The sequence below is a fragment of the Streptococcus sp. GMD5S genome (assembly GCF_000298715.2).
Taxonomy (GTDB): Bacteria; Bacillota; Bacilli; order Lactobacillales; family Streptococcaceae; genus Streptococcus.
Map to the genome: position 1 here is coordinate 183,132 of NZ_AJRG02000001.1, position 21,779 is coordinate 204,910.

Sequence of the window (21,779 nt, forward strand, 5' to 3'; positions counted from 1 at the left end):
TTTCTATTCTAAATGAACTGCTTATTCTTGTTCAGCAGCTTCTTCTGTTGCTTCCGCTTTTGTTGCTTTCTCAGCTTCTTCAGCTTCAAAGGCTGCTTTAGCCTCTTGGGCTGCTTTTTCGCGGGCTTTTTCAAGGTCATCTACGTGGATGACATCTTCGTCCATTCCTTCATCCAAGTCGCGAAGTTCCACTTCTTGATCATCTTCGTCAAGGACACGCATGTCAAGACCAAGAGATTGCAATTCTTTTACAAGAACTCGGAAGGATTCTGGAACACCTGGTTTTGGAATTGGTTTTCCTTTTGTAATAGCTTCATAAGCTTTCAAACGTCCGTTGATATCGTCAGACTTGTATGTCAAGATTTCTTGGAGAACATTTGACGCACCGTAGGCTTCAAGAGCCCAAACTTCCATCTCACCGAAACGTTGTCCACCAAACTGAGCTTTACCTCCGAGTGGTTGTTGGGTGACGGTTGAGTATGGTCCGACTGAACGCGCGTGCAATTTATCATCAACCATGTGGTGGAGTTTGATCATGTACATGACACCAACTGATACACGGTTGTCAAACGGCTCACCTGTACGTCCATCGTAAAGGATTGTTTTGGCATCGCTATCCATACCTGCTTCTTTAACAGTGTCCCAAAGGTCTTCAGAACTTGCTCCGTCAAAGACTGGTGTTGCGATGTGGATACCAAGAGTACGGGCTGCCATACCAAGGTGAAGTTCCATAACCTGACCGATATTCATACGTGATGGTACCCCAAGTGGATTCAACATGATGTCGACTGGAGTTCCGTCTGGAAGGTAAGGCATGTCTTCTACAGGAACGATACGAGAGACAACCCCTTTGTTTCCGTGACGTCCGGCCATCTTATCTCCGACCTTGATCTTACGTTTTTGAGCGATGTAGACGCGAACCAGCATGTTAACACCTGATTGCAACTCATCACCATTTGCACGTGTAAAGATCTTAACATCACGAACGACACCATCGGCACCGTGAGGTACTCGAAGAGAAGTATCACGCACTTCACGAGACTTGTCTCCGAAGATAGCGTGCAAGAGACGTTCTTCAGCTGAAAGGTCTTTCTCACCCTTAGGTGTGACTTTACCTACAAGGATATCTCCTTCTTTAACCTCAGCACCGATACGGATAATACCCATTTCGTCAAGGTCTTTAAGAGCATCTTCACCAACGTTTGGAATTTCACGAGTAATTTCTTCAGGCCCAAGCTTTGTATCGCGGGTTTCTGATTCGTATTCTTCGAGGTGGACAGATGTGTAGACATCGTCTTTGACCAAGCGTTCGCTCATGATAACGGCATCCTCGAAGTTGTAACCTTCCCATGTCATGTAGGCAACGATCGGGTTTTGTCCAAGCGCCATTTCCCCTTTTTCCATAGAAGGTCCGTCAGCGATAAAGTCGCCTTTTTCAACGACATCGCCAACTTTAACAAGTGTACGTTGGTTATAAGCAGTACCTGAGTTTGAACGACGGAATTTTTGGATGTGGTAAACGTCCAATGAACCATCTTCGCGGCGTACTTCTACCTTGTCAGCATCTGCGTATGTAACTTTACCATCATACTGAGCAATAACAGCCGCTCCAGAATCATGAGCTGCTTGGTATTCCATACCAGTACCAACGTAAGGTGCTTTTGGATCAATCAAAGGCACAGCCTGACGTTGCATGTTGGCACCCATAAGGGCACGGTTGGAGTCATCGTTTTCCAAGAAAGGAATACATGCTGTCGCAACGGCAACTACCTGTTTTGGTGACACGTCCATGTAGTCAACCACTTCTGCTGGATACTCTTGGTTGACCCCTTGGTGACGTCCCATGACAACTTTCTCAGCAAAAGTACCGTCTTCGTTGAGGTGAGAGTTAGCCTGCGCTACAGTAAATTCATCTTCTTCATCGGCTGTCAACCAAACGATTTCGTTTGTGACTACACCTGTTTCACGGTCAACCTTACGGTATGGTGTTTGAACAAATCCATACTTATTCAAGTGTCCGTAAGATGACAAGTTATTGATCAAACCGATGTTAGGTCCTTCAGGTGTCTCGATTGGACACATACGACCATAGTGAGTGTAGTGCACGTCACGAACTTCATATCCAGCACGGTCACGAGTCAAACCACCAGGTCCCAAGGCTGACAAACGGCGTTTGTGAGACAACTCAGAAAGCGGGTTGTGTTGGTCCATGAACTGTGACAACTGTGATGAACCAAAGAATTCTTTAACCGCAGCTGTTACAGGACGGATATTGATAATTTGTTGTGGTGTTAAAACTTCATTGTCCTGAACAGACATACGTTCACGGACATTACGTTCCATACGAGAAAGTCCAAGACGTACTTGGTTGGCAAGCAATTCACCAACTGCACGGATACGACGGTTTCCAAGGTGGTCGATATCATCCACACGTCCGATACCTTCAGCCAAGTTGAGGAAGTAGCTCATCTCTGCAAGGATATCCGCAGGAGTTACAACACGAACCTTGTCGTCTGGATTGGCATTTCCGATGATGGTTACAACACGGTCTGAGTCTGTTGGGGCAACAACCTTGAATTTTTGAAGCACAACTGGTTCTGTCAGAACAGCTGCATCGTTTGGAATATAAACGATCTTGTTCAAGTCGCCATCCAAGTGGTGCTCGATACTCTCGATCACGCTACGAGTCATAACGGTACCAGCTTCTACCAAGATTTCACCAGTTTCAGGGTCTACCAATGGCTCCGCAATGGTTTGGTTGAGCAAGCGTGTTTTAACGTTGAGTTTTTTATTGATCTTGTAACGACCAACAGCTGCCAAATCGTAGCGGCGTGGATCAAAGAAACGAGCCACAAGTAAGCTACGTGAGCTTTCAGCAGTCTTAGGCTCACCTGGACGAAGGCGTTCGTAGATTTCTTTCAAGGCTTCGTCTGTACGAGAGTCCATTGGATTCTTGTGGATATCTTTTTCAACAGTATTGCGAACCAATTCGCTATCACCAAAGATATCAAAGATTTCATCATCACCTGAGAAACCAAGCGCACGAACCAAGGTCGTAAATGGAATCTTACGAGTACGATCGATACGAGTATAAGCGATGTCTTTTGAGTCGCTTTCAAGTTCCAACCAAGCTCCACGGTTAGGGATAACAGTTGAGCCGTATCCCACTTTACCGTTCTTGTCTACTTTGTCGTTAAAGTAAACACCTGGTGAGCGGACCAACTGAGAAACGATAATACGTTCACCACCATTGATGATGAAAGTACCCATTTCGGTCATGATTGGGAAATCACCAAAGAAGACTTCTTGGGTCTTGATTTCTCCTGTTTCTTTATTGATCAAGCGGAAGGTTACAAAAATTGGTGCTGAGTAGCTAGCATCGTGGATACGTGCTTCTTCGAGCGTGTATTTTGGTTCCTTGATTTCATAGCCAACAAATTCCAACTCCATTGTGTCTGTGAAGTTTGAAATTGGCAATACATCTTCAAATACTTCCTTAAGACCGTGATCTAGGAAATCTTTGAATGAATCCGTTTGAATTTCAATCAAATTTGGTAAGTCAAGAACTTCTTTGATTCTTGAAAAACTACGACGGGTACGATGTTTCCCGTATTGAACGTCATGTCCTGCCAAGATGATTCTCCTTTGTAAATAAATTCCAAGCCTTGTCAATCAGGCTTTTCTAATCGTCATATGGTTTTAAAAACCCCTATCACCGTGTCCCTTTGACAAATTTTCAGAATCTTTAAATCTTTGTTACAAGCACTCAAAAACCTGAAAAAAAGCACAAAAAGAGCAGCTAAATCTGACTTTTTCAGAAGATTTAACTGCTGTGAGCCTTGTCTGGACAATATTTCAGACAAAACCTACGACAAATGATTACTCATATTATACCTTATTTAGCTAGATTTTTCAAGGTTTTTTTACTATTTTTTAAACAATCTTTTCCTATATATTATTTTAAAATTTCAAGAGAATGAAGCATTATATTTTCTCTTAAAAGTCAGGAAAACGCTTGCACTAATGTTTACCTCGTGCTATACTGATAGGGAACAACTACACAAGGAGAATTGTGATGAAAAAGATCCCATCTCAAACTGAGAAAAAAATGATTTATGGTATCCGTTCCTTGAAGAACGGAACTGGTTCTGTCCTCATTGGTGCCAGCATTGTCCTGCTTTCTGCTGCAATGCCAACTATTTCGGCCAATGAAAACCTTCCTCAAACTCAGAAAAATACCAGCGCTGTGACCAAGGCCCCTACTGAGACTGAAACGAGTCAAACTCAAAAGGAAACGCCTATTTCTGAACAAAAGAATGCAAACGCTTCCCTTGATTCTAAAAAAGAAGCTCCAGCTGTGGAAACTACTACAGCACTAGAAACACCTAAAACAGAAGATGCTACTACAAGCCAGGCTAACAGCAAGGAAGAGAAAGTAGATAACAGCACTGCAACGCCAACTTCAGAACAAAAACCACAAGCTGACACATCCTCTGAAGAACCCATCGCAGACAACCACTTCCGTATCCATGTAAAAAAACTCCCTGAAGAGAACAAAGATTCTCAAGGTCTTTGGACTTGGGACGATGTTGAAAAACCGTCTGAAAACTGGCCCAATGGAGCCAAGTCCTTCAAGGATGCCAAGCAAGATGACTACGGCTATTATCTAGATGTCAAACTCAAAAATGAGCAAGCCAAGAAAGTCAGCTTCCTCATCAACAATACCAAGGGGGATAACCTGACGGGAGACCGTTCTGTAGAGCGCCTCTCTCCAAAAATGAATGAGGCCTGGCTAGATGAAAACTACAAGGTATACAACTACCGCCCTCAACCAGCAGGAACTATTCGTGTCAACTACTACCGCACCGATGGAAACTATGACAAAAAATCTCTCTGGTATTGGGGCGATGTCAAAAACCCAAGCAGTGGAGAATGGCCTGACGGTACTGACTTTACCGCAACTGGAAAATATGGACGCTACATTGATATCCCACTCAATGAAGCTGCGAGAGAATTTGGATTTTTATTACTAGACGAAAGCAAGAAAGGCGATGATGTGAAAATCAGAAAAGAAGATTATAAATTCACTGATCTAAAAAATCACAGTCAGATTTTCCTCAAAGATGATGACGAAACCATCTACACCAACCCCTACTACGTTCACGATATCCGTATGACTGGTGCCCAACACGTGGCTAAATCTCGTATCGAAAGCAGTTTTTCTACCCTCGTTGGAGCTAAGAAAGACGATATCCTCAAACACTCCAGCATCACTGATTACCAAGGGAATAAAGTAGCTATCACAGACGTGGAAGTGGATGAGGCAGGTAAAAAAGTGACCTACATCGGCGACTTCTCTGACACTCAACACCCTTACACTGTCAGCTACAATTCAGACCGCTTTACCACACGTTCAAGCTGGCGCCTCAAGGATGAGTCCTACAGTTACGATGGGCCACTCGGCGCAACTCTGAAAGAAGATGGCAAGCGTGTTGACCTCACCCTCTGGTCTCCAAGTGCTGATAAGGTTTCCGTTGTTGTCTATGACAAGAAAGACCCTGAAAAGGTAGTTGGAACTGTCGCCCTTGAAAAAGGAGAAAAAGGAACCTGGAAACAAACTCTGGATGCAAACTCTGGTCTCGGTATCAGCAACTACACTGGCTACTACTACCACTACCAAATCGAGCGCCAAGGTAAAACTGTCCTCGTTCTTGACCCTTATGCCAAATCATTAGCGACTTGGAACAGTGACCTAGCAAAAACAGATGCCGCTCATAAGGTCGCTAAAGCTGCCTTTGTCGATCCAGCGAAGTTAGGTCCGCAAGACTTGACCTATGGAAAGATTCGTAACTTCAAATCACGTGAAGATGCCGTTATCTATGAAGCTCATGTGCGTGACTTCACTTCGGATCCTGCCATCGCAAAAGACTTGACCAAACCATTCGGTACCTTCGAAGCCTTTATCGAAAAATTAGACTATCTCAAAGACTTGGGTGTGACCCACATCCAGCTCCTTCCAGTCTTGTCTTACTACTTTGTCAATGAATTGAAAAACCATGAACGTTTGTCTGCCTACGCTTCAAGCAACAGCAACTACAACTGGGGATATGACCCTCAAAACTACTTCTCCTTGACTGGTATGTACTCAAGCGATCCTAAGGATCCAGAAAAACGTATCGCAGAATTCAAAAATCTCATCAACGAAATCCACAAACGTGGCATGGGGGCTATCCTGGACGTGGTCTACAACCATACTGCCAACGTTGATATTTTTGAAGATATTGAGCCGAACTACTATCACTTTATGGACGCAGACGGAACTCCACGTACTAGCTTCGGAGGCGGCCGTTTGGGAACTACCCACTACATGTCTAAACGTGTCTTGGTAGACTCTATCAAGTATCTGGTTGAAACCTACAAAGTGGATGGTTTCCGCTTCGATATGATGGGTGACCACGATGCGGCTTCTATCGAAGAAGCTTACAAGGCTGCACGCGCCCTCAATCCAAATCTTATCATGCTAGGTGAAGGCTGGAGAACCTATACAGGCGATGAAAATACGCCTGTACAACCTGCTGACCAGTCTTGGATGAAGAAAACGGATACTGTCGCTGTCTTTTCAGACGACATCCGCAACAACCTCAAGTCTGGCTATCCAAACGAAGGCCAACCTGCCTTTATCACAGGTGGCAAACGCGATATCAATACCATCTTTAAAAATCTCATTGCCCAACCAACCAACTTTGAAGCAGACAGCCCTGGAGATGTTATCCAGTATATCGCAGCCCATGATAACTTGACCCTCTTTGACATCATTGCCCAGTCTATCAAAAAAGATCCAAGCAAGGCTGAGAACTATGCTGAAATCCATCGTCGTTTGCGACTTGGAAACCTCATGGTCTTGACTGCTCAAGGAACTCCGTTTATCCACTCTGGGCAGGAATATGGACGTACCAAACAATTCCTTGATCCAGCCTATAAGACTCCTGTTCCTGAAGATAAGGTTCCAAACAAGTCTCACTTGTTGCGTGACAAGGACGGCAAGCCATTTGTCTATCCTTACTTTATCCATGACTCTTACGACTCTAGTGATGCTGTCAACAAGTTTGATTGGACCAAGGCAACAGATGGCAAAGCATATCCTGAAAATGTCAAGAGCCGTAACTACATGAAAGGATTGATCGCCCTTCGTCAATCGACAGATGCCTTCCGACTCAAGAGTCTGCAAGACATCAAAGAGCGCGTCCACCTCATTACTGTTCCAGGACAAAATGGCGTTGAAAAAGAAGATGTGACCATCGGCTACCAAATCACCGCTCCAAATGGTGATGTCTACGCTGTCTTTGTCAATGCGGATGATAAGGCTCGTGAATTTACTCTAGGAACTGCCTTTGCTCACTTGAGAAAGGCCGAAGTTCTCGCAGATGAAAACCAAGCAGGACCAGTAGGAATTGCTAACCCTCAAGGTCTCGAATGGACTGAAAAAGGCTTGAAATTGAACGCTCTCACTGCTGTCGTTCTCCGCTTGTCTCAAGGTGGTGCCATTGTCGCTCCAGCTGTGGAAGAAAAACCAGAATTTGACCTTTCTAGCTTGGAAGTCGAACCAGAACAAGGTCAAGCTCAAAACCTAGCAGCCAATCCTGAAACTCAAGAAACTGCTACAGAGGCTCACTCTCAGAACCTCCTTCCAAACACAGGAACTGAGAGCAAATCCCTCCTTGCCCTTGCTGGATTCAGCATCCTTGCCTTTCTCGGACTTGGATGGTTGATAAAGAACAAGAAAAAGAAATAACACTCAATGAAAATCAAAGGGTAAACTAGGAAGCTAGCCGCAGGCTGCTCAAAACACTGGTTTGAGGTTGTAGATAAGGCGAAGCTGACGAGGTTTAAAGAGATTTTCGAAGAGTATAACCTAGCCCTCCTATAGAAAAACACCCTATGATTAGAAGAATCTTCTAGTCATGGGGTGTTGTTTTTATGATACACTTAGCTATCAAATCATATATTCTACACTATAGCTAGCGTCTGATAAGATACGAGCCAGGAACTGCTTGGTTCGTTCTTCTTGTGGACGACTAAAGAAATCGTGGGGATTGTTCTCCTCTACGATACGGCCTCCATCCATGAAAATAACGTGGTTAGCGACATCTCTAGCAAATCCCATCTCATGCGTGACGACCACCATGGTCACACCTTCTCCCGCCAACTGTTTCAGAACATCCAAAACATCTCCAACCAACTCAGGGTCTAGTGCTGATGTTGGTTCATCTAGCAAAATGACCTCGGGTTTGACGGCAATAGCACGCGCAATTCCTATTCGTTGTTGTTGCCCTCCAGATAGCTGAGAAGGGTAGTAGTCTTTGTAGGCCAGTAAACCAACTTTTTCCAAGGCAGATTCTGCACGTTTGAGCGCTTCTTCCTTGGGTACTTTACGAGCTACGATTAGGCCTTCTAGAATATTTTCCAGAGCAGTTTTGTTTGCAAAGAGATTGTAGTGTTGGAAAACAAAGGCTGTTTTTTGGCGAATTTCTAGAATGTCTTTCTTGCTTAATTTGGCTAAGTCATAAGTTTTTCCTGCCAAGGTCAAACGGCCACTGTCAGCTTTTTCTAAGTGGTTGAGACAACGGAGAAAGGTCGTTTTCCCCGAACCTGATGGTCCTAAGATAACGACGACATCCCCTTGGTTGACCTGGAGATTGACATCCTCCAGGACCTGTCTCTCACCAAATGTTTTTGCGATATGTTCTACTTGTAACATCCTGTCCTCCTATACAAAACGCGCGCTAGATGCTTTCGCTCTCTTTTCTTTTTTCACATAGCATTTTTCTAATACAGAAAAGCCCCACTGAATCAAACCACAGATCAAAATATACTGCAAAAATATTACAAAATAAGACTCAAAATACTGGTAACCGTAGGACGCTTCTACACGAGCAATAGCGGTGATATCCTTGATGGTCATAACAAAGACTAGGGAGGTCCCTTTGACGATATTGATCACCAGATTGGCCAAGTTAGGCAAGGCTGAGCGCAAGGCTTGAGGAAAAACAATCCTTAGATAGGCCTGGGTCGTAGTCAGCCCAATCGCATGCGCCGCCTCTAGTTGTCCCTTGTCCACCGTCAAGATCGCTGAACGCAAAATCTCCGATAAACTCCCGACTGTCATCAAACTATAAATGATAAAGGCATAGTAGAGAGGATCAAGCTTGAAAATATCAAAGTCACTTCCTATGCTTTTGAGAAATTGATTCAGCAAACTTGGAAACAAACTATAAAAGAAGAGAATCAATAAAATCGGAGGAGTCGCTCGGATAAAAGCCAGATAGACCAGAGAAAAACTCCTCACCCCTCGAACCTTGTAAATCTGCCCCAAGGCTAAAAATAGAGCTGGTAAAAAGCTTAGGACCATAGCCACAATCATGATAATCAAGGTGATTGGCACACCCTTCAAGGTCTCCAGAAAGGTCTTTACAATATAGTCTATATCCATTTCTTACCTCCCTTTTGTTTCCAAAGACTTCTCAAGCAAACGACTCAAACTAGAAATAACCAAGGCAATCCCCCAGTAAAGAAGCGCAACTGCCGTATAGGTTTCCAGCGAGTAGTTCCCTAAATTGCGACTGATCAAGAGATTCCCCGCCCCCATAACATCAACGAAACCAATCGTATAGGCCAAGGCAGCATCTCGCATGAGATTGAGTATAGCGGTCGTTATATTGGGAAGAGCAACTTGAAAAGCTTGGGGAAAAATGATTCTCCAAAAAGTCTGACTTGGAGTCAAACCAATACTAAGCCCGGCCTCTGTCTGCCCCTTTGGAATAGCTTGATAGGCCGCCTTGAAAACCTCGGCAACAATAGCCGCAAACAAGAGAATCATCGTCAGGAGAACAAAAATAGTTTTAGACCAGTTGTTGATATCCAAACCAAGCCACCATTTCAGAAATTCTGGCAAGCCATAAAAGACTAGAAAAAGCAAGACAATCGGCGGTGTACAACGTAGGGTAAAGATATAGCCTTTGGAAATCGCTGCAAAACTCTTGTCTTCTCCTACTTGTGCCCAGGCCAAGAGACCTCCAAAAAGGGACCCAAGAAGAGTGGTAAAAAAGAGAATGGACAAGGTCATAGGAAGTGCCTGCCATAAGGTTGGCAAAAACTGAAAGACCTTGGAAAAATCATAAGAAACCATGCAAAACCCTTTCTAGTCTTGGAATTTCTGGTCTAGTCTTTGTCTACATAACTAAAGACATCTTCTTTAAAGTATTGCTGAGATAACTTAGCAAGCGTTCCATCTTCCTTCAACTCTTTGATTGCTTTTTCATATTCTTTAGCGAATTTCTCACCCTTTTCATCACGGTGAATCAAGGGATAAGTTGGAATGCCCTTGTATGGGAACCAGCTGAGTTTATCCGCATATTGGTGGTAAGGGCCATCTTCTGCGGTAACTGCTTTTTCAAAGGACAGTTTGATATCAAAGAAGGCGTCATAACGTCCTTCCAAGACCCAGGCATAGGCATCTGCCACTTTAAAGGATTCAGCTGCTGTTAGCTCAATCGGTGCATCCTGATGTTTTTCATTGTAGCTGGTGATGACATTCCATTGAGCATTCTGTGGAGAGATGGGAACCAATTTCCCTTTATTCTTAGCAAAGTCATCAATGGTTTTGTATTTCTGTTCATCTTCTTTTCTGACAGTAAATCCGATGATGCTCGCTCCGACTGGTTCAGATGGAATGACAAACTTTTTAGCTCGTTCATCTGTGTACCAAGCTCCCTTGGTTCCGATGTCATACTTACCTGATTCCAGACCAATCAAGAGGTCATCATCACTGGTACCCGTATATTCAAATTGATAGTTTGCCAACTTCTCATCAACAGCCTTCAAAACAGCTACTTCATAACCATCTGATTCCCCTTTTTCATTGACAAAATCATATGGAACATAGTTTTGTGTATGGGCAACCTTCAAGGTTATAACTTCAGCAGACGAAGCCGTTTCTCCATCCTTGGCTGGAGCACCAGCTAAACTTCTCCCGATAATCGTTGCCCCAATTACTACAACCACTGCTACACCACCGATAATCCATGCTTTTTTACTCATCTTTTTCTCCTTTAGTTTTCAAGCGCTTCTCTCACCCACTGGATACGCTCAACTGCGATATCACTTGGAATGGTACAATCTGCCCCAAGTACCAAGCCCTGTTCCCCAGCTTCTGCAACTAGTTTCTTTGCTTCAGCCTGAATGGCATCCTTGCTACCAGTATACAGCAAGCCTGTCTTACCATTTTCAAATCCTCCAAGAACCGTATGTCCCTTGAAAATCTCACGACCTTCCTTGAGAGTGATTCCCTCTGGTCCTACAGCCCAGTTAAAGACTTGGGCTGGATAGTCTGCAAAAAGGTGAATATCATTTCGTGCTCCCTCGTAGCCACAGATATGAAGAACCGTGACACCACCAACAGCACTAGCTGCTTCCAGAACCGTTATCTCGCTAGGTGCAATGACGGCTTGATACTCTGCTGCCGACACTCGTTGATCTTGGATACTCTGCACGCTGAGGTAGATTCCATCAGCACCAGCCTCTTCGATAACAGCTCGGCTGAGACTCGCAATATCCTCTGCAATCACATCCAACACCTTCTTGAGGGCTTCAGGGTCTTCCACCAGAAAGTCCGCAATGAGGTCATCCCCACCAGATACTTCCCCCAGTAGCCACTTGAGATAGGTCACAGGAGCAAAAATATTGTAAATCGCAACGATATCTTCTGTAAACTCTTGCTTGATTTTTTTAACCAAGTCCACCTGCTCTTTTATCCAAGCGTGCTCTGGTCCGAGTGGTTGAATGGTTGCCAATTCTTGAAGTGATTTTCCTTTGGCAATCGCTGGATTTGGATAAGCAAAGTAGCCATCACTCATTAACTTGATAAAGTCCGGCTGAACTTCTCGGATAAAGCGCTTATGGCCCTCAATATTCTTCTCGATAATGACTGGATTTGAAAATCCGTGTAGCCATTCGTCTTCGGATGTGAAATGGTGCCAAAAACCAACTGGCACACGATCAACCTTTTCACCTCTAAATGCTTTTAAAACCCATTCTTTTTTTTCTGACATTCTTATTCTCCATTTCTTACTTTTTCAACTAATAAACTGCTTGCGATATCATTCGAGCGTAGAAAGGGAAGACTGGACTTGGAAAAATCCTGAACTCCACGACATCTCTCTCCATTTTTGCAGTGCCCATTTTTTACGACGCTTATGGCAACCAAAGCCAGCAAACCGACAACTGCAATGAAGATTCCCCATCTTTTACTTTTCATAGCTCCTCCTTTTAGAGAACAGCTGCCTGCCGAATCCAGTCCAACCTCTCTAAGTCAAAGTCATCTGGAACAGTACAGTCAGCTCCCAGAAGAACGCCTTTATTACCAGCTTCAGCCAGCAACCGTCTTGTTTCATCTTGCAATTCCGCCTTGGAACCTTGATAAAGCAAGCTTTTCTTGCCGTTTTCAAATCCACCTAAAACGGCCTTGCCTGGAAACAACTCTTGCCCCTGTGTCAAACTAACCTCCTCATGATGAGTCGCCCAGTTGACCACTTGAGCTGGATAGTCCTTAAATATCGTCACATCATTGCTCGCACCTTCAAAACCACAGATATGGAGGATATTGGTCCCACCAACCTGATTGGCTGCCTCCAAAATCGCTATATTGCTCGGTTCGATATAGGTTTGGTAGAGTTCTGGTGTGATGCGCTCATCTTGAATTTCCTGGGTGCTGAGATAAATCCCATCAACTCCACCTTGCTGGATGATTTTCTGAGTTAGGATAGCAATATCTCTTGCAATCACATCTAGAATAGATCTGAGTTGCTCAGGATTTTCAAGCAATAGGTCAGCCACTTCCCTATCTCCTCGAGAAGTTTCTGTACGGAACCAACGCTTGAGGTAGGAGATAGGCGAAAAGATATTGTAGAAAGAAGCAATCTCTTCGGTAAAGGTCTCTCGAATCGCTTGTACCACTTCCACCTGTTGCTGAATCCATGGGTGTTCCTCACCAATCGACTCAATAGAAGTCAGCTCCTGAATGCTTGCAATCTTAGGACGATAGACATTACTTGGATAAAGGAAAAAACCATCGCTCATAATTTTGACAAAATCAGGACGAATCCTTTCCACATAGTTGCGATGCCCATCAACACTTTTTTGAAAGATACGTGGATTATTTAATCCCTGCCCCTTTTCTTCGAGTGTTACAAAATGAAACCAAAATCCGACAGGAACTCTTTCCACTTCATCGCCTCGAATCGCTCTAAAGACTAGATCTCTTTTACTTGCCATACCTCTCTCCTTCCATTTGGATTGAAACCATCTTACCACTCCTTTTCCCCTTTTCCCAATATATATTGACTATCAACTCGATTGGAAATTTTTATATCTATAAAGAAAAAAATCCCTGAAAAGCTTGATGTTACTAGCCTTTCAAAGATTCTCTTTATTTTCATCTATTTTTCAAAAAGGAGCTGATATAGATTTTCTATCAAGTCGATTGGATTTTTTTATATCCATCTTCATTCCCAAATTAAGTACATAATTTTATCCTAATACCAAATTACTACTGAAAAATTTATTTTCTCCCGATATTCCCTTGCACAAATCCCGTGAAAACGCTACAATATTAGTAGACTATTATTAGGAGGATGGGATTATGAAAATATCCAAAGTTACCATTACAATTGCTTCTACACTTGCTTCCGTCATTTTACTGACTGGCTGTGGCACAAATTCGGCAAATTCACAGACAACACAAAGTAGTACATCTGATAATCAGGTTACAATGACCTATGATCAGTTGCGTTCAAGAGAGAACACTATGTCAACTCTTTGGTATCAAAAAGCAGCTGAGACCAAGGCACTCTATCTACAAGGTTACAATGTCGCTACTGATCGTTTAAAAGAACTACTAAAAACACAGACAGATAAACCCTACTCTATCGTTTTGGACTTAGACGAAACCGTATTAGACAACAGTCCTTATCAAGCTCAAAATGTCAAAGACGGAACAGCATTTACCCCAGAAAACTGGGATGTCTGGGTAAAAAAAGCCGCAGCCAAGGCTGTACCAGGTGCTAAAGACTTTCTCCAATTTGCAGACAAAAACGGTGTCCAAATTTACTATGTATCTGACCGCACGATAGATCAGGTAGATGATACGATCAAAAACCTAGAAAATGAAGGAATTCCTGTACAAAGCCGCGATCATCTCATGTTCTTAGAAAAAGGCGTCAAATCTAAAGAAGGTCGTAGACAAGCAGTCCAAGAAAAAACCAACTTAGTCATGCTACTAGGAGACAATCTTGTGGACTTTGCAGAGTTTTCAAAGACCTCTGAAACTGAGCGCGACCAAAAATTAGAGGAATTACAAAAAGAGTTTGGTGAGAAATTCATCATTTTCCCTAACCCAATGTACGGATCATGGGAAAGCACTGTTTACAATGGTAATAAATTGGATGCCAAGGGTCAAACTGAAGAGCGCCAAAAAAACTTACAAGGTTTTGATAAATAAAATAAGGGAGCTATCTACCAGTTTACACCAACCACAAGATATCGTATTTGCGAGAATATCAAAAAAGACGACTTCCAAGCGGAAATCGTCTTTTTTACTATTTTATCTTGTACTTGGTATAAACTAGTATATATTCCACTAGATAGTATGCTCTATCTCTTGTACCACTTCCACCTATTGCTGAATCCATGGGTGTTCCTCACCAATCGACTCAACTGATTGAATTTTTTTATAACTCCTCTTTCATAGCAAAGTAAGCACGTATTTTGGGCGCCACTTGTGTGCCGAAGAGTTCAATAGCTCTCAGAACTTGACCATGAGGCATAGAACCAAGCGGTAGATGGAGCATGAAACGGTCCAAGTCTAAATCCTCAATCATGCGAATCAATTTTTCTGCTACCTGATCTGGATTTCCCACAAACATGGCACCATTTGGCCCAACTTGCTCCAAATATTGCTCATAGGTCAACTCCTGCCAGTGTGGACGGTCCTTGGAAATCGCATCCACTACTTGCTTGGTCGGATGGAAATAATCTTTTATCGCCTGCTCGCCATCTTCAGCAATCCAGCCCCAAGAATGAGCGCCCACTTTCAGGTCTTTATCCGCATGACCGGCTTCCCTACTAATCTCACGATAAGCTTGAATCAGCTTTTTAAAATAACGCGGATTGCCACCAATAATAGCATAGACAATTGGCAACCCCGCCTGAGCAATCTTCACTGTTGACTCTACATGACCACCTGTCGCCACCCACAATGGCAATTTGTCCTGAACTGGACGAGGATAAACTTCTTTTCCAGCAATGCTTTGGGTCAATTGCCCCTGCCAGTCTATCTTGGTCTTTTCATTGACTAACTGGAGCATGTCTAATTTCTCATCAAAGAGAGCTTCATAGTCTTTCAAGTCATAGCCAAACAGTGGGAAAGACTCGGTAAATGAACCACGCCCAGCCATAATCTCCGCACGTCCATTTGACAAAGCATCGATAGTAGCATATTGTTGGAACAAGCGAATCGGATCCATACTCGAGAGTATGCTGACTGCACTCGTCAAACGAATTTTCTTGGTATTGACTGCACCAGCTGCAAGAACAATCTCTGGCGCCGATACCGCAAAGTCCTCCCGATGATGCTCCCCAATCCCGTACACATCCAAACCAACCTTATCAGCCAGCTCTATCTCTGCCACCAGCTGACGAATGCGTTCATCATGACTGTAAAGTTGCCCAGTCGCTTCCAGAGCTGTTGTTTCACCAAATGTTGAAATTCCTAATTCTACCATCCCGTTTCCTCGCTATCTCTTTTAGTTTTAGGGTATTTTATCACTAATTAGTTTTATTTTCAATACATTTGCTCATTAGAAAAAGTCTAGATGAACTAGACTTTCTTAGCTTATTCTACTGTTACTGACTTAGCAAGGTTACGTGGTTTGTCCACATCAAGGCCACGGTGGAGTGTTGCAAAGTAAGCGACCAATTGCGTTGGTACGACCATTGAGATTGGTGAGAGGTAAGGGTGGACGGTCGTAAGGACGATATCGTCTGTCTCTTTAGCAACATTCTCTTCTGCAATAGTGAGAACCTTGGCACCACGGGCTGCGACCTCTTGGATATTTCCACGAGTATGGTTAGCAAGGACTGGATCTGACAAGAGGGCCAAGACAGGCGTTCCTTCTTCAATCAAGGCAATGGTCCCGTGCTTGAGTTCTCCTGCCGCAAAGCCTTCACACTGGATGTAAGAAATCTCTTTTAGCTTAAGACTGGCTTCCATGGCTACGTAGTAATCTTGACCACGTCCAATGTAAAAGGCGTTGCGTGTTGTTTCAAGAAGCTCATGAACTTTAGCATCAATGGTTTCTTTTTCAGAAAGAGTTGATTCGATAGACTGAGCTACGATTGACAACTCATGAACCAGGTCAAAGGCTTGCGCTTTAGCATTGCCGTTTGCTTCTCCGACTGCTTTTGCAAGGAAGGCAAGAGCTGCGATCTGCGCTGTATAGGCCTTTGTTGAGGCCACAGCAATTTCAGGACCCGCGTGAAGAAGCATGGTATGATTGGCTTCACGAGAAAGAGTTGAGCCTGGAACGTTTGTCACTGTCAAGCTTGGAATGTCCATTTCATTAGCCTTGACCAAAACTTGACGGCTGTCAGCTGTTTCACCAGACTGGCTGATAAAGATAAAGAGTGGTTTCTGGCTGAGAAGTGGCATACCATAGCCCCACTCAGATGAAATTCCAAGTTCAACAGGTGTATCCGTCAACTCTTCCAGCATCTTCTTAGAAGCAAATCCTGCGTGGTAAGATGTCCCAGCTGCAAGAATATAGATGCCGTCTGCATCTTGAACAGCCTTGATGATAGCTGGGTCAACCACTACTTGACCTGCCTCATCTGTGTAGGCTTGGATGAGTTTACGCATCACCGTTGGTTGCTCATCGATTTCCTTGAGCATGTAGTAAGGGTAAGTTCCCTTACCGATATCTGACAAGTCTAGCTCAGCAGTGTAGCTAGCACGCTCACGGCTATTACCATCATAGTCTTGAACTTCGACACTATCAGCCTTGACGATTACCAACTCTTGGTCATGGATTTCCATGTATTGGTTGGTTTCACGAATCATAGCCATAGCATCTGAGCAGACCATGTTATAGCCTTCCCCAAGACCAATCAAAAGTGGTGATTTATTCTTAGCCACGTAGATGACTTCAGGATCTTGCGAGTCAACCAAGGCAAAGGCATAAGAACCACGGATGATGTGAAGGGCTTTTTTGAAGGCTTCTAGAACTGAGAGACCTTCTTCTTCTGCAAATTTCCCAATCAAGTGAACAGCGATTTCTGTATCTGTTTGTCCCTTGAAGTGGTGACCTTCAAGGTATTCTTCCTTGATTTCAAGGTAGTTTTCAATCACCCCATTGTGGACCAAGACAAAACGTCCAGTCTCAGAGCGGTGTGGGTGAGCATTGTCCTCCGTTGGTTTCCCATGAGTCGCCCAACGCGTATGTCCGATACCTGTTGTTCCCTCAACACCAGCTGTCTTAGCAGATAATTCTGCGATACGACCGACAGCCTTAACCAGGTGATTTTCAGCACCACCTAGGACAAAAATCCCCGCAGAATCATAGCCACGGTATTCGAGCTTTTCAAGCCCTTGAATCAAAATATCAGTTGCATTTGTGTTTCCAACAACACCAACAATTCCACACATAGTATATACGACACAGACCAGCTGTGCTTTCTCCTTAAATTGGTATAGTCTAATTCTCGCTTTACGGAATCAGCAAAAACAGTATATACTTGTTTTTCTCACTTGTCAAGAATAAAAATTGGTATAGCTTCTATAGAGTTCCTGAAATTGAGATTTCACCTAATAGCTGACAAGGCAGATGCTTTACTTATAGTCGTAAGGGAGGAGGTTGCCATGTGATTTTTCTTCGCACTTTTATCTGCTATCTTTGCTGCCCTAACGTCAATTCTAGCCAAGATTGGGATTGAGGGAGTTCCATCCAATCTAGCAACTGCTATTCGTACGGTCGTCGTCATTCTTATGGCCTGGGCCATGGTTTTCTTGATCAATAGCCAGACCGAAATTGTCAACATCAGTAGAGAAAGTTGGCTCTTTCTCATCTTATCTGGCTTGGCCACTGGCACCTCCTGGCTCTGCTACTACAAGGCACTACAGATGGGCAATGGGACTGAGGTAGCCGCTGTCGATAAATTCCGTCTCGTCATTACCCTCGTTCTAGCCTTTTTCTTCCTACAGGATGTCCTGACGTTTAAAACAATTATTGGCTGTATCCTGATTACGATTGGGACCTTGGTGATGATATTGTAATAAAAAGTGAGATGAACACCATCTCACTCTTTTTATTCTTAAAATCCATTATGGTCGCTGAGTTCCTTGAACCAATGGCCTGATTTTTTTAGACGACGTTCCTGTGTTTCCAAGTCAAGCTCAACTAGACCGTAGCGGTTTTTATAGCTATTGAGCCATGACCAGCAATCAATAAAGGTCCAGATTAAGTAACCCTTACAATTGGCTCCGTCTTCAATGGCACGGTGAAGTTCACGCAGATGTCCTTTGACAAAGTCGATACGATAGTCGTCCTGAATCATGCCATTCTCACGGAATTTATCCTCACCTTCAACACCCATGCCATTCTCTGTCAACATCCACTCAATATTACCATAATTTTCTTTGATATTTTGAGCGATATCATAAATCCCCTGCTCGTAGATTTCCCAACCTCGGTGAGGATTGATTTTACGGCCCGGCATGATATAAGGCTCGTAAAAATGTTCTGGCAAGAGGGGACTGTCTGGATGTTTAGCAAAACGCGGCGCCATAACGCGCAAAGGTTGGTAGTAGTTGACTCCAAGGAAATCAACTATGTTCTCGCGAATGAGTTCTAACTCTTCAACAGTGTACTCTGGCAGCAAATCATGCTCAGCTAAAATTTCCACCAATTCCTCTGGATAAGCTCCCAAGACAGACGGATCTAGGAAAGATTGAGCTTGGAAGAGGTCGGCAATGCGCGCAGCCTTGACATCCGCAGGATGCTGGCTACGTGGATAGGCTGGTGTCAAGTTAAGTACAATTCCAATCTTAGAGCCAGGCAGAATCTCATGACAGGCCTTAACCGCAAGACTACTAGCCAGTTGCGTATGATAGGCAACCTTAACCGCTGCTTTGGCATCCACCTTGTGAGGATAATGGGCATCATAAAAATAACCAAATTCTACGGGGACGATGGGTTCATTAAAGGTAATCCATTGGTCTACCAAGTCACCGTAAGTCTCAAAACAAAAACGAGCATAGTCTTCATAAGCCTTGACAGTTGCCTTATTTTCCCAGCCATCACCAGCTTCTTGAAGGGCAAAAGGCAGGTCGAAGTGATAGAGATTGACTAAGAGACGAATCCCCTTGGCCTTAATAGCCTCAAAAACCTGACGGTAGAAAGCCACCCCTTGCGGATTGATCTCTCCACGACCTTGCGGAAAAATACGAGACCACTGGATAGAAGTTCGGAAGGCTGTATGCCCAGTCTCTACCAAAAGCTCAATATCCTTTTCCCAGTTTTCGTAAAAAGTCGATGTTTTATCAGGTCCAATTCCATTGTAGTAACGATTTGGCTCTACTTGGAACCAATAATCCCAGAGATTGTATCCCTTGCCGTCACCAGGTACACGACCTTCTGTCTGTGGTCCAGAAGTAGAGGAACCCCAGACAAAATCCTTTGGAAATTTTAACATACTTATACCTCTTTTGTTGATATTTTATGTGTCTATTCAGTCTTATTATATAGAAAAAACAAGGTAAAAACTAGTTACATTTTTGCCTTGTTTTTCTTCTGATTATAGTTTTTATTTTTTGCTTAGGATTTCAAGAGTTTCAAGCAAGTTGTCTGCGTGAACTTCAATGGTGTCACCAGTCGCCTTGATCTTAACTTCGACAATACCATCAGCCGCCTTCTTCCCAACAGTGATACGGATTGGAAGACCAATCAAGTCGCTATCGCTGAATTTAACCCCGACACGTTCGTTACGGTCATCCGTCAAGACTTCGTAACCAGCTTCCATCAAGTTGGCTTCCAATTTTTCTGTCAAGACTTGCGCTTCTTCATCTTTAACATTGACAGTAATCAAATGCACATCGAATGGCGCCAATTCTTTAGGGAAGTTAACTCCCCAAGCGTAACGGTATTCACCTTTTGGAGTTTTATTGACAAAGAGGCGAGCGTGTTGCTCCATAACTGCTGAGAGGAGACGGCTGACACCAATACCGTAACAACCCATGATGATTGGGATCGCACGGCCATTTTCATCCAAAACATCCGCACCCATGCTTGCTGAGTAGCGAGTTCCCAATTTGAAGATGTGACCAATCTCGATACCACGCGCAAAGTTAAGAACACCTTGTCCGTCTGGGGAAATTTCACCCTCACGAACTTCACGGATATCCACATATTCTGCAGTAAAGTCGCGACCTGGGTTCACACCCGTCAAATGGTAGCCATCTTCGTTAGCCCCTACAACAGCATTGCGAACATCTTGCACCTTGCGGTCAGCAATGATTTTCACATTTTCTGGCAAAGCAACTGGGCCAAGCGAACCAAAGCCAGCTGAGATAACATTTGCTACTTCTTCCTCGCTCGCAACGTCAAAGAAATCTGCTCCCAAGTGGTTTTTCAACTTAACTTCATTGAGTTGGTCATTTCCAACTAGAAGGGCTGCAACAAGCTCACTATCTGCCATATAGAAGAGGGTTTTGATGGTTTGTTCTTGCGGAACGTTTAGGAAGGCTGCGACTTCATCGATGGATTTAACACCTAGAGTTTCCACTCGAGTCACTTCTTCTTCCGCAACGACACGGTTGCTTGGTTTGTACTCATTTGTTGCCATTTCCAAGTTAGCCGCATAGCCAGACTCACTTGAGTAGGCAATGGTGTCTTCACCAGAAACCATCCATTTGAGCAATTCTGCCTTGATTTCTTCTTGCACTTCTGTAGGAATCTCATCAAATGAGGCAACTGACTTGTCTAAGACAACCCAGCGGTCAAGGTCTGTACGAGCAGGTGTAATCGCCATAAATTCTTGACTGTCCTTACCACCCATGGCACCACCGTCACCGATGATAGCCTTGAAATCCAAACCACTACGAGTGAAGATGCGCTCATAGGCTGCCTTGTATTCATCATAGGTCACATCCAAGCTATCATAGTTGGCATGGAAACTGTAACCGTCTTTCATGATGAACTCACGTGTACGAAGAAGTCCGTTACGTGGGCGTTTTTCATCACGGTATTTCGGTTGGATTTGGTAAAGGTTGAGTGGCAATTGCTTGTAAGACTTGACAGAGTCACGGACAATGGCTGTAAAAGTCTCTTCGTGTGTCGGACCTAGGATAAAGTCTGACTTTTCACGATTTTTCAGTTTATAAAGGTCTTCACCATAGGTTTCGTAACGGCCTGATTCACGCCAAAGATCGGCACTGAGAAGGGCAGGAGCCAACATCTCCACCGCACCAATCTTATCAAACTCTTGGCGCATGATATTCTTAGCCTTTTCAATCACACGGTTAGCAAGTGGTAGGTAAGAATAAACACCTGCAGAAACTTGGCGAACATAACCAGCACGCAACATAAGGGCGTGGCTGATAACTTGAGCATCACTTGGCATTTCGCGAAGCGTTGGGATTAGCATTTTACTTTGTTTCATAATATTCCTCGATT

General features: G+C 43.8%; 15 protein-coding genes. 3 read left to right on the top strand and 12 right to left on the bottom strand.

All coding sequences use genetic code 11. The annotated features are described in order from the left end of the window. Positions 1 to 21: 21 nt before the first annotated feature. A complete protein-coding gene (gene rpoB / locus GMD5S_RS0200805) occupies positions 22 to 3,633 on the bottom strand; it encodes a DNA-directed RNA polymerase subunit beta (protein WP_000907174.1) in 3,612 nt (1,203 codons plus the stop codon). Between the two features lie 442 nt (positions 3,634 to 4,075). Between rpoB and GMD5S_RS0200810 the strand changes: the two genes are divergently transcribed. Next, a complete protein-coding gene (locus GMD5S_RS0200810; protein ID WP_000723753.1) occupies positions 4,076 to 7,792 on the top strand; it encodes a pullulanase in 3,717 nt (1,238 codons plus the stop codon). Between the two features lie 201 nt (positions 7,793 to 7,993). Here GMD5S_RS0200810 and GMD5S_RS0200815 read toward each other — a convergent pair whose 3' ends face one another. The 7 genes from GMD5S_RS0200815 to GMD5S_RS0200845 are packed head-to-tail and all read right to left on the bottom strand — an operon-like array spanning position 7,994 to position 13,329. Continuing rightward, positions 7,994 to 8,758: an amino acid ABC transporter ATP-binding protein gene (locus GMD5S_RS0200815; RefSeq protein WP_000942251.1), complete on the bottom strand. Its 765-nt coding sequence runs from the start codon at positions 8,756 to 8,758 to the stop codon at positions 7,994 to 7,996. 9 nt (positions 8,759 to 8,767) lie between these two features. Beyond that, positions 8,768 to 9,490 (bottom strand): amino acid ABC transporter permease, encoded by a 723-nt coding sequence (locus tag GMD5S_RS0200820; RefSeq protein WP_000350564.1) that lies wholly within the window; start codon positions 9,488 to 9,490, stop codon positions 8,768 to 8,770. A 3-nt stretch (positions 9,491 to 9,493) separates the two neighbouring features. Further along, positions 9,494 to 10,186, bottom strand: a complete 693-nt coding sequence (locus tag GMD5S_RS0200825) for an amino acid ABC transporter permease (protein ID WP_000255460.1) — start codon at positions 10,184 to 10,186, stop codon at positions 9,494 to 9,496. A gap of 32 nt (positions 10,187 to 10,218) precedes the next feature. Continuing rightward, on the bottom strand, positions 10,219 to 11,097 hold the full coding sequence (locus GMD5S_RS0200830) for a transporter substrate-binding domain-containing protein (protein ID WP_000037011.1): 879 nt from the start codon (positions 11,095 to 11,097) through the stop codon (positions 10,219 to 10,221). An 11-nt stretch (positions 11,098 to 11,108) separates the two neighbouring features. Beyond that, on the bottom strand, positions 11,109 to 12,107 hold the full coding sequence (locus GMD5S_RS0200835) for a uroporphyrinogen decarboxylase family protein (protein ID WP_001290985.1): 999 nt from the start codon (positions 12,105 to 12,107) through the stop codon (positions 11,109 to 11,111). Between the two features lie 2 nt (positions 12,108 to 12,109). After that, a complete protein-coding gene (locus tag GMD5S_RS0200840; protein ID WP_000837737.1) occupies positions 12,110 to 12,313 on the bottom strand; it encodes a hypothetical protein in 204 nt (67 codons plus the stop codon). Between the two features lie 11 nt (positions 12,314 to 12,324). Then, positions 12,325 to 13,329 carry a uroporphyrinogen decarboxylase family protein gene (locus GMD5S_RS0200845; RefSeq protein WP_000157304.1) on the bottom strand — a complete coding sequence of 335 codons (1,005 nt, stop codon included), beginning with the start codon at positions 13,327 to 13,329 and terminating at the stop codon, positions 12,325 to 12,327. A gap of 367 nt (positions 13,330 to 13,696) precedes the next feature. On the opposite strand from GMD5S_RS0200845, the gene GMD5S_RS0200850 reads away from it, so the two are divergent. Then, positions 13,697 to 14,554 (top strand): 5'-nucleotidase, lipoprotein e(P4) family, encoded by an 858-nt coding sequence (locus GMD5S_RS0200850; protein WP_000703382.1) that lies wholly within the window; start codon positions 13,697 to 13,699, stop codon positions 14,552 to 14,554. Between the two features lie 229 nt (positions 14,555 to 14,783). Here GMD5S_RS0200850 and GMD5S_RS0200855 read toward each other — a convergent pair whose 3' ends face one another. Together GMD5S_RS0200855 and glmS are read right to left on the bottom strand one after the other, a co-directional pair. After that, a complete protein-coding gene (locus GMD5S_RS0200855; protein ID WP_000229787.1) occupies positions 14,784 to 15,836 on the bottom strand; it encodes an LLM class flavin-dependent oxidoreductase in 1,053 nt (350 codons plus the stop codon). A 110-nt stretch (positions 15,837 to 15,946) separates the two neighbouring features. Beyond that, positions 15,947 to 17,755, bottom strand: coding sequence for a glutamine--fructose-6-phosphate transaminase (isomerizing) (gene glmS / locus GMD5S_RS0200860; RefSeq protein ID WP_000334304.1), 1,809 nt, complete (start codon positions 17,753 to 17,755; stop codon positions 15,947 to 15,949). Between the two features lie 243 nt (positions 17,756 to 17,998). On the opposite strand from glmS, the gene GMD5S_RS10130 reads away from it, so the two are divergent. After that, positions 17,999 to 18,382 carry an EamA family transporter gene (locus tag GMD5S_RS10130; RefSeq protein ID WP_237739030.1) on the top strand — a complete coding sequence of 128 codons (384 nt, stop codon included), beginning with the start codon at positions 17,999 to 18,001 and terminating at the stop codon, positions 18,380 to 18,382. Between the two features lie 38 nt (positions 18,383 to 18,420). Here GMD5S_RS10130 and GMD5S_RS0200870 read toward each other — a convergent pair whose 3' ends face one another. Beyond that, complete coding sequence (locus GMD5S_RS0200870) at positions 18,421 to 19,800, bottom strand: glycoside hydrolase family 1 protein (RefSeq protein WP_000911363.1); 1,380 nt, start codon at positions 19,798 to 19,800, stop codon at positions 18,421 to 18,423. Positions 19,801 to 19,911: 111 nt separating this feature from the next. Then, positions 19,912 to 21,765, bottom strand: a complete 1,854-nt coding sequence (locus tag GMD5S_RS0200875) for a proline--tRNA ligase (protein ID WP_000814033.1) — start codon at positions 21,763 to 21,765, stop codon at positions 19,912 to 19,914. Positions 21,766 to 21,779 lie beyond the last annotated feature (14 nt).

Coding starts and splice junctions, on each gene's coding strand:
- GMD5S_RS0200810 (WP_000723753.1), top strand. CDS start 4,076: ATGAAAAAGATCCCATCTCAAACTGAGAAAAAAATGATTTATGGTATC.
- GMD5S_RS0200815 (WP_000942251.1), bottom strand. CDS start 8,758: ATGTTACAAGTAGAACATATCGCAAAAACATTTGGTGAGAGACAGGTC.
- GMD5S_RS0200820 (WP_000350564.1), bottom strand. CDS start 9,490: ATGGATATAGACTATATTGTAAAGACCTTTCTGGAGACCTTGAAGGGT.
- GMD5S_RS0200825 (WP_000255460.1), bottom strand. CDS start 10,186: ATGGTTTCTTATGATTTTTCCAAGGTCTTTCAGTTTTTGCCAACCTTA.
- GMD5S_RS0200830 (WP_000037011.1), bottom strand. CDS start 11,097: ATGAGTAAAAAAGCATGGATTATCGGTGGTGTAGCAGTGGTTGTAGTA.
- GMD5S_RS0200835 (WP_001290985.1), bottom strand. CDS start 12,107: ATGTCAGAAAAAAAAGAATGGGTTTTAAAAGCATTTAGAGGTGAAAAG.
- GMD5S_RS0200840 (WP_000837737.1), bottom strand. CDS start 12,313: ATGAAAAGTAAAAGATGGGGAATCTTCATTGCAGTTGTCGGTTTGCTG.
- GMD5S_RS0200845 (WP_000157304.1), bottom strand. CDS start 13,329: ATGGCAAGTAAAAGAGATCTAGTCTTTAGAGCGATTCGAGGCGATGAA.
- GMD5S_RS0200850 (WP_000703382.1), top strand. CDS start 13,697: ATGAAAATATCCAAAGTTACCATTACAATTGCTTCTACACTTGCTTCC.
- GMD5S_RS0200855 (WP_000229787.1), bottom strand. CDS start 15,836: ATGGTAGAATTAGGAATTTCAACATTTGGTGAAACAACAGCTCTGGAA.
- glmS (WP_000334304.1), bottom strand. CDS start 17,755: ATGTGTGGAATTGTTGGTGTTGTTGGAAACACAAATGCAACTGATATT.
- GMD5S_RS0200870 (WP_000911363.1), bottom strand. CDS start 19,800: ATGTTAAAATTTCCAAAGGATTTTGTCTGGGGTTCCTCTACTTCTGGA.
- GMD5S_RS0200875 (WP_000814033.1), bottom strand. CDS start 21,765: ATGAAACAAAGTAAAATGCTAATCCCAACGCTTCGCGAAATGCCAAGT.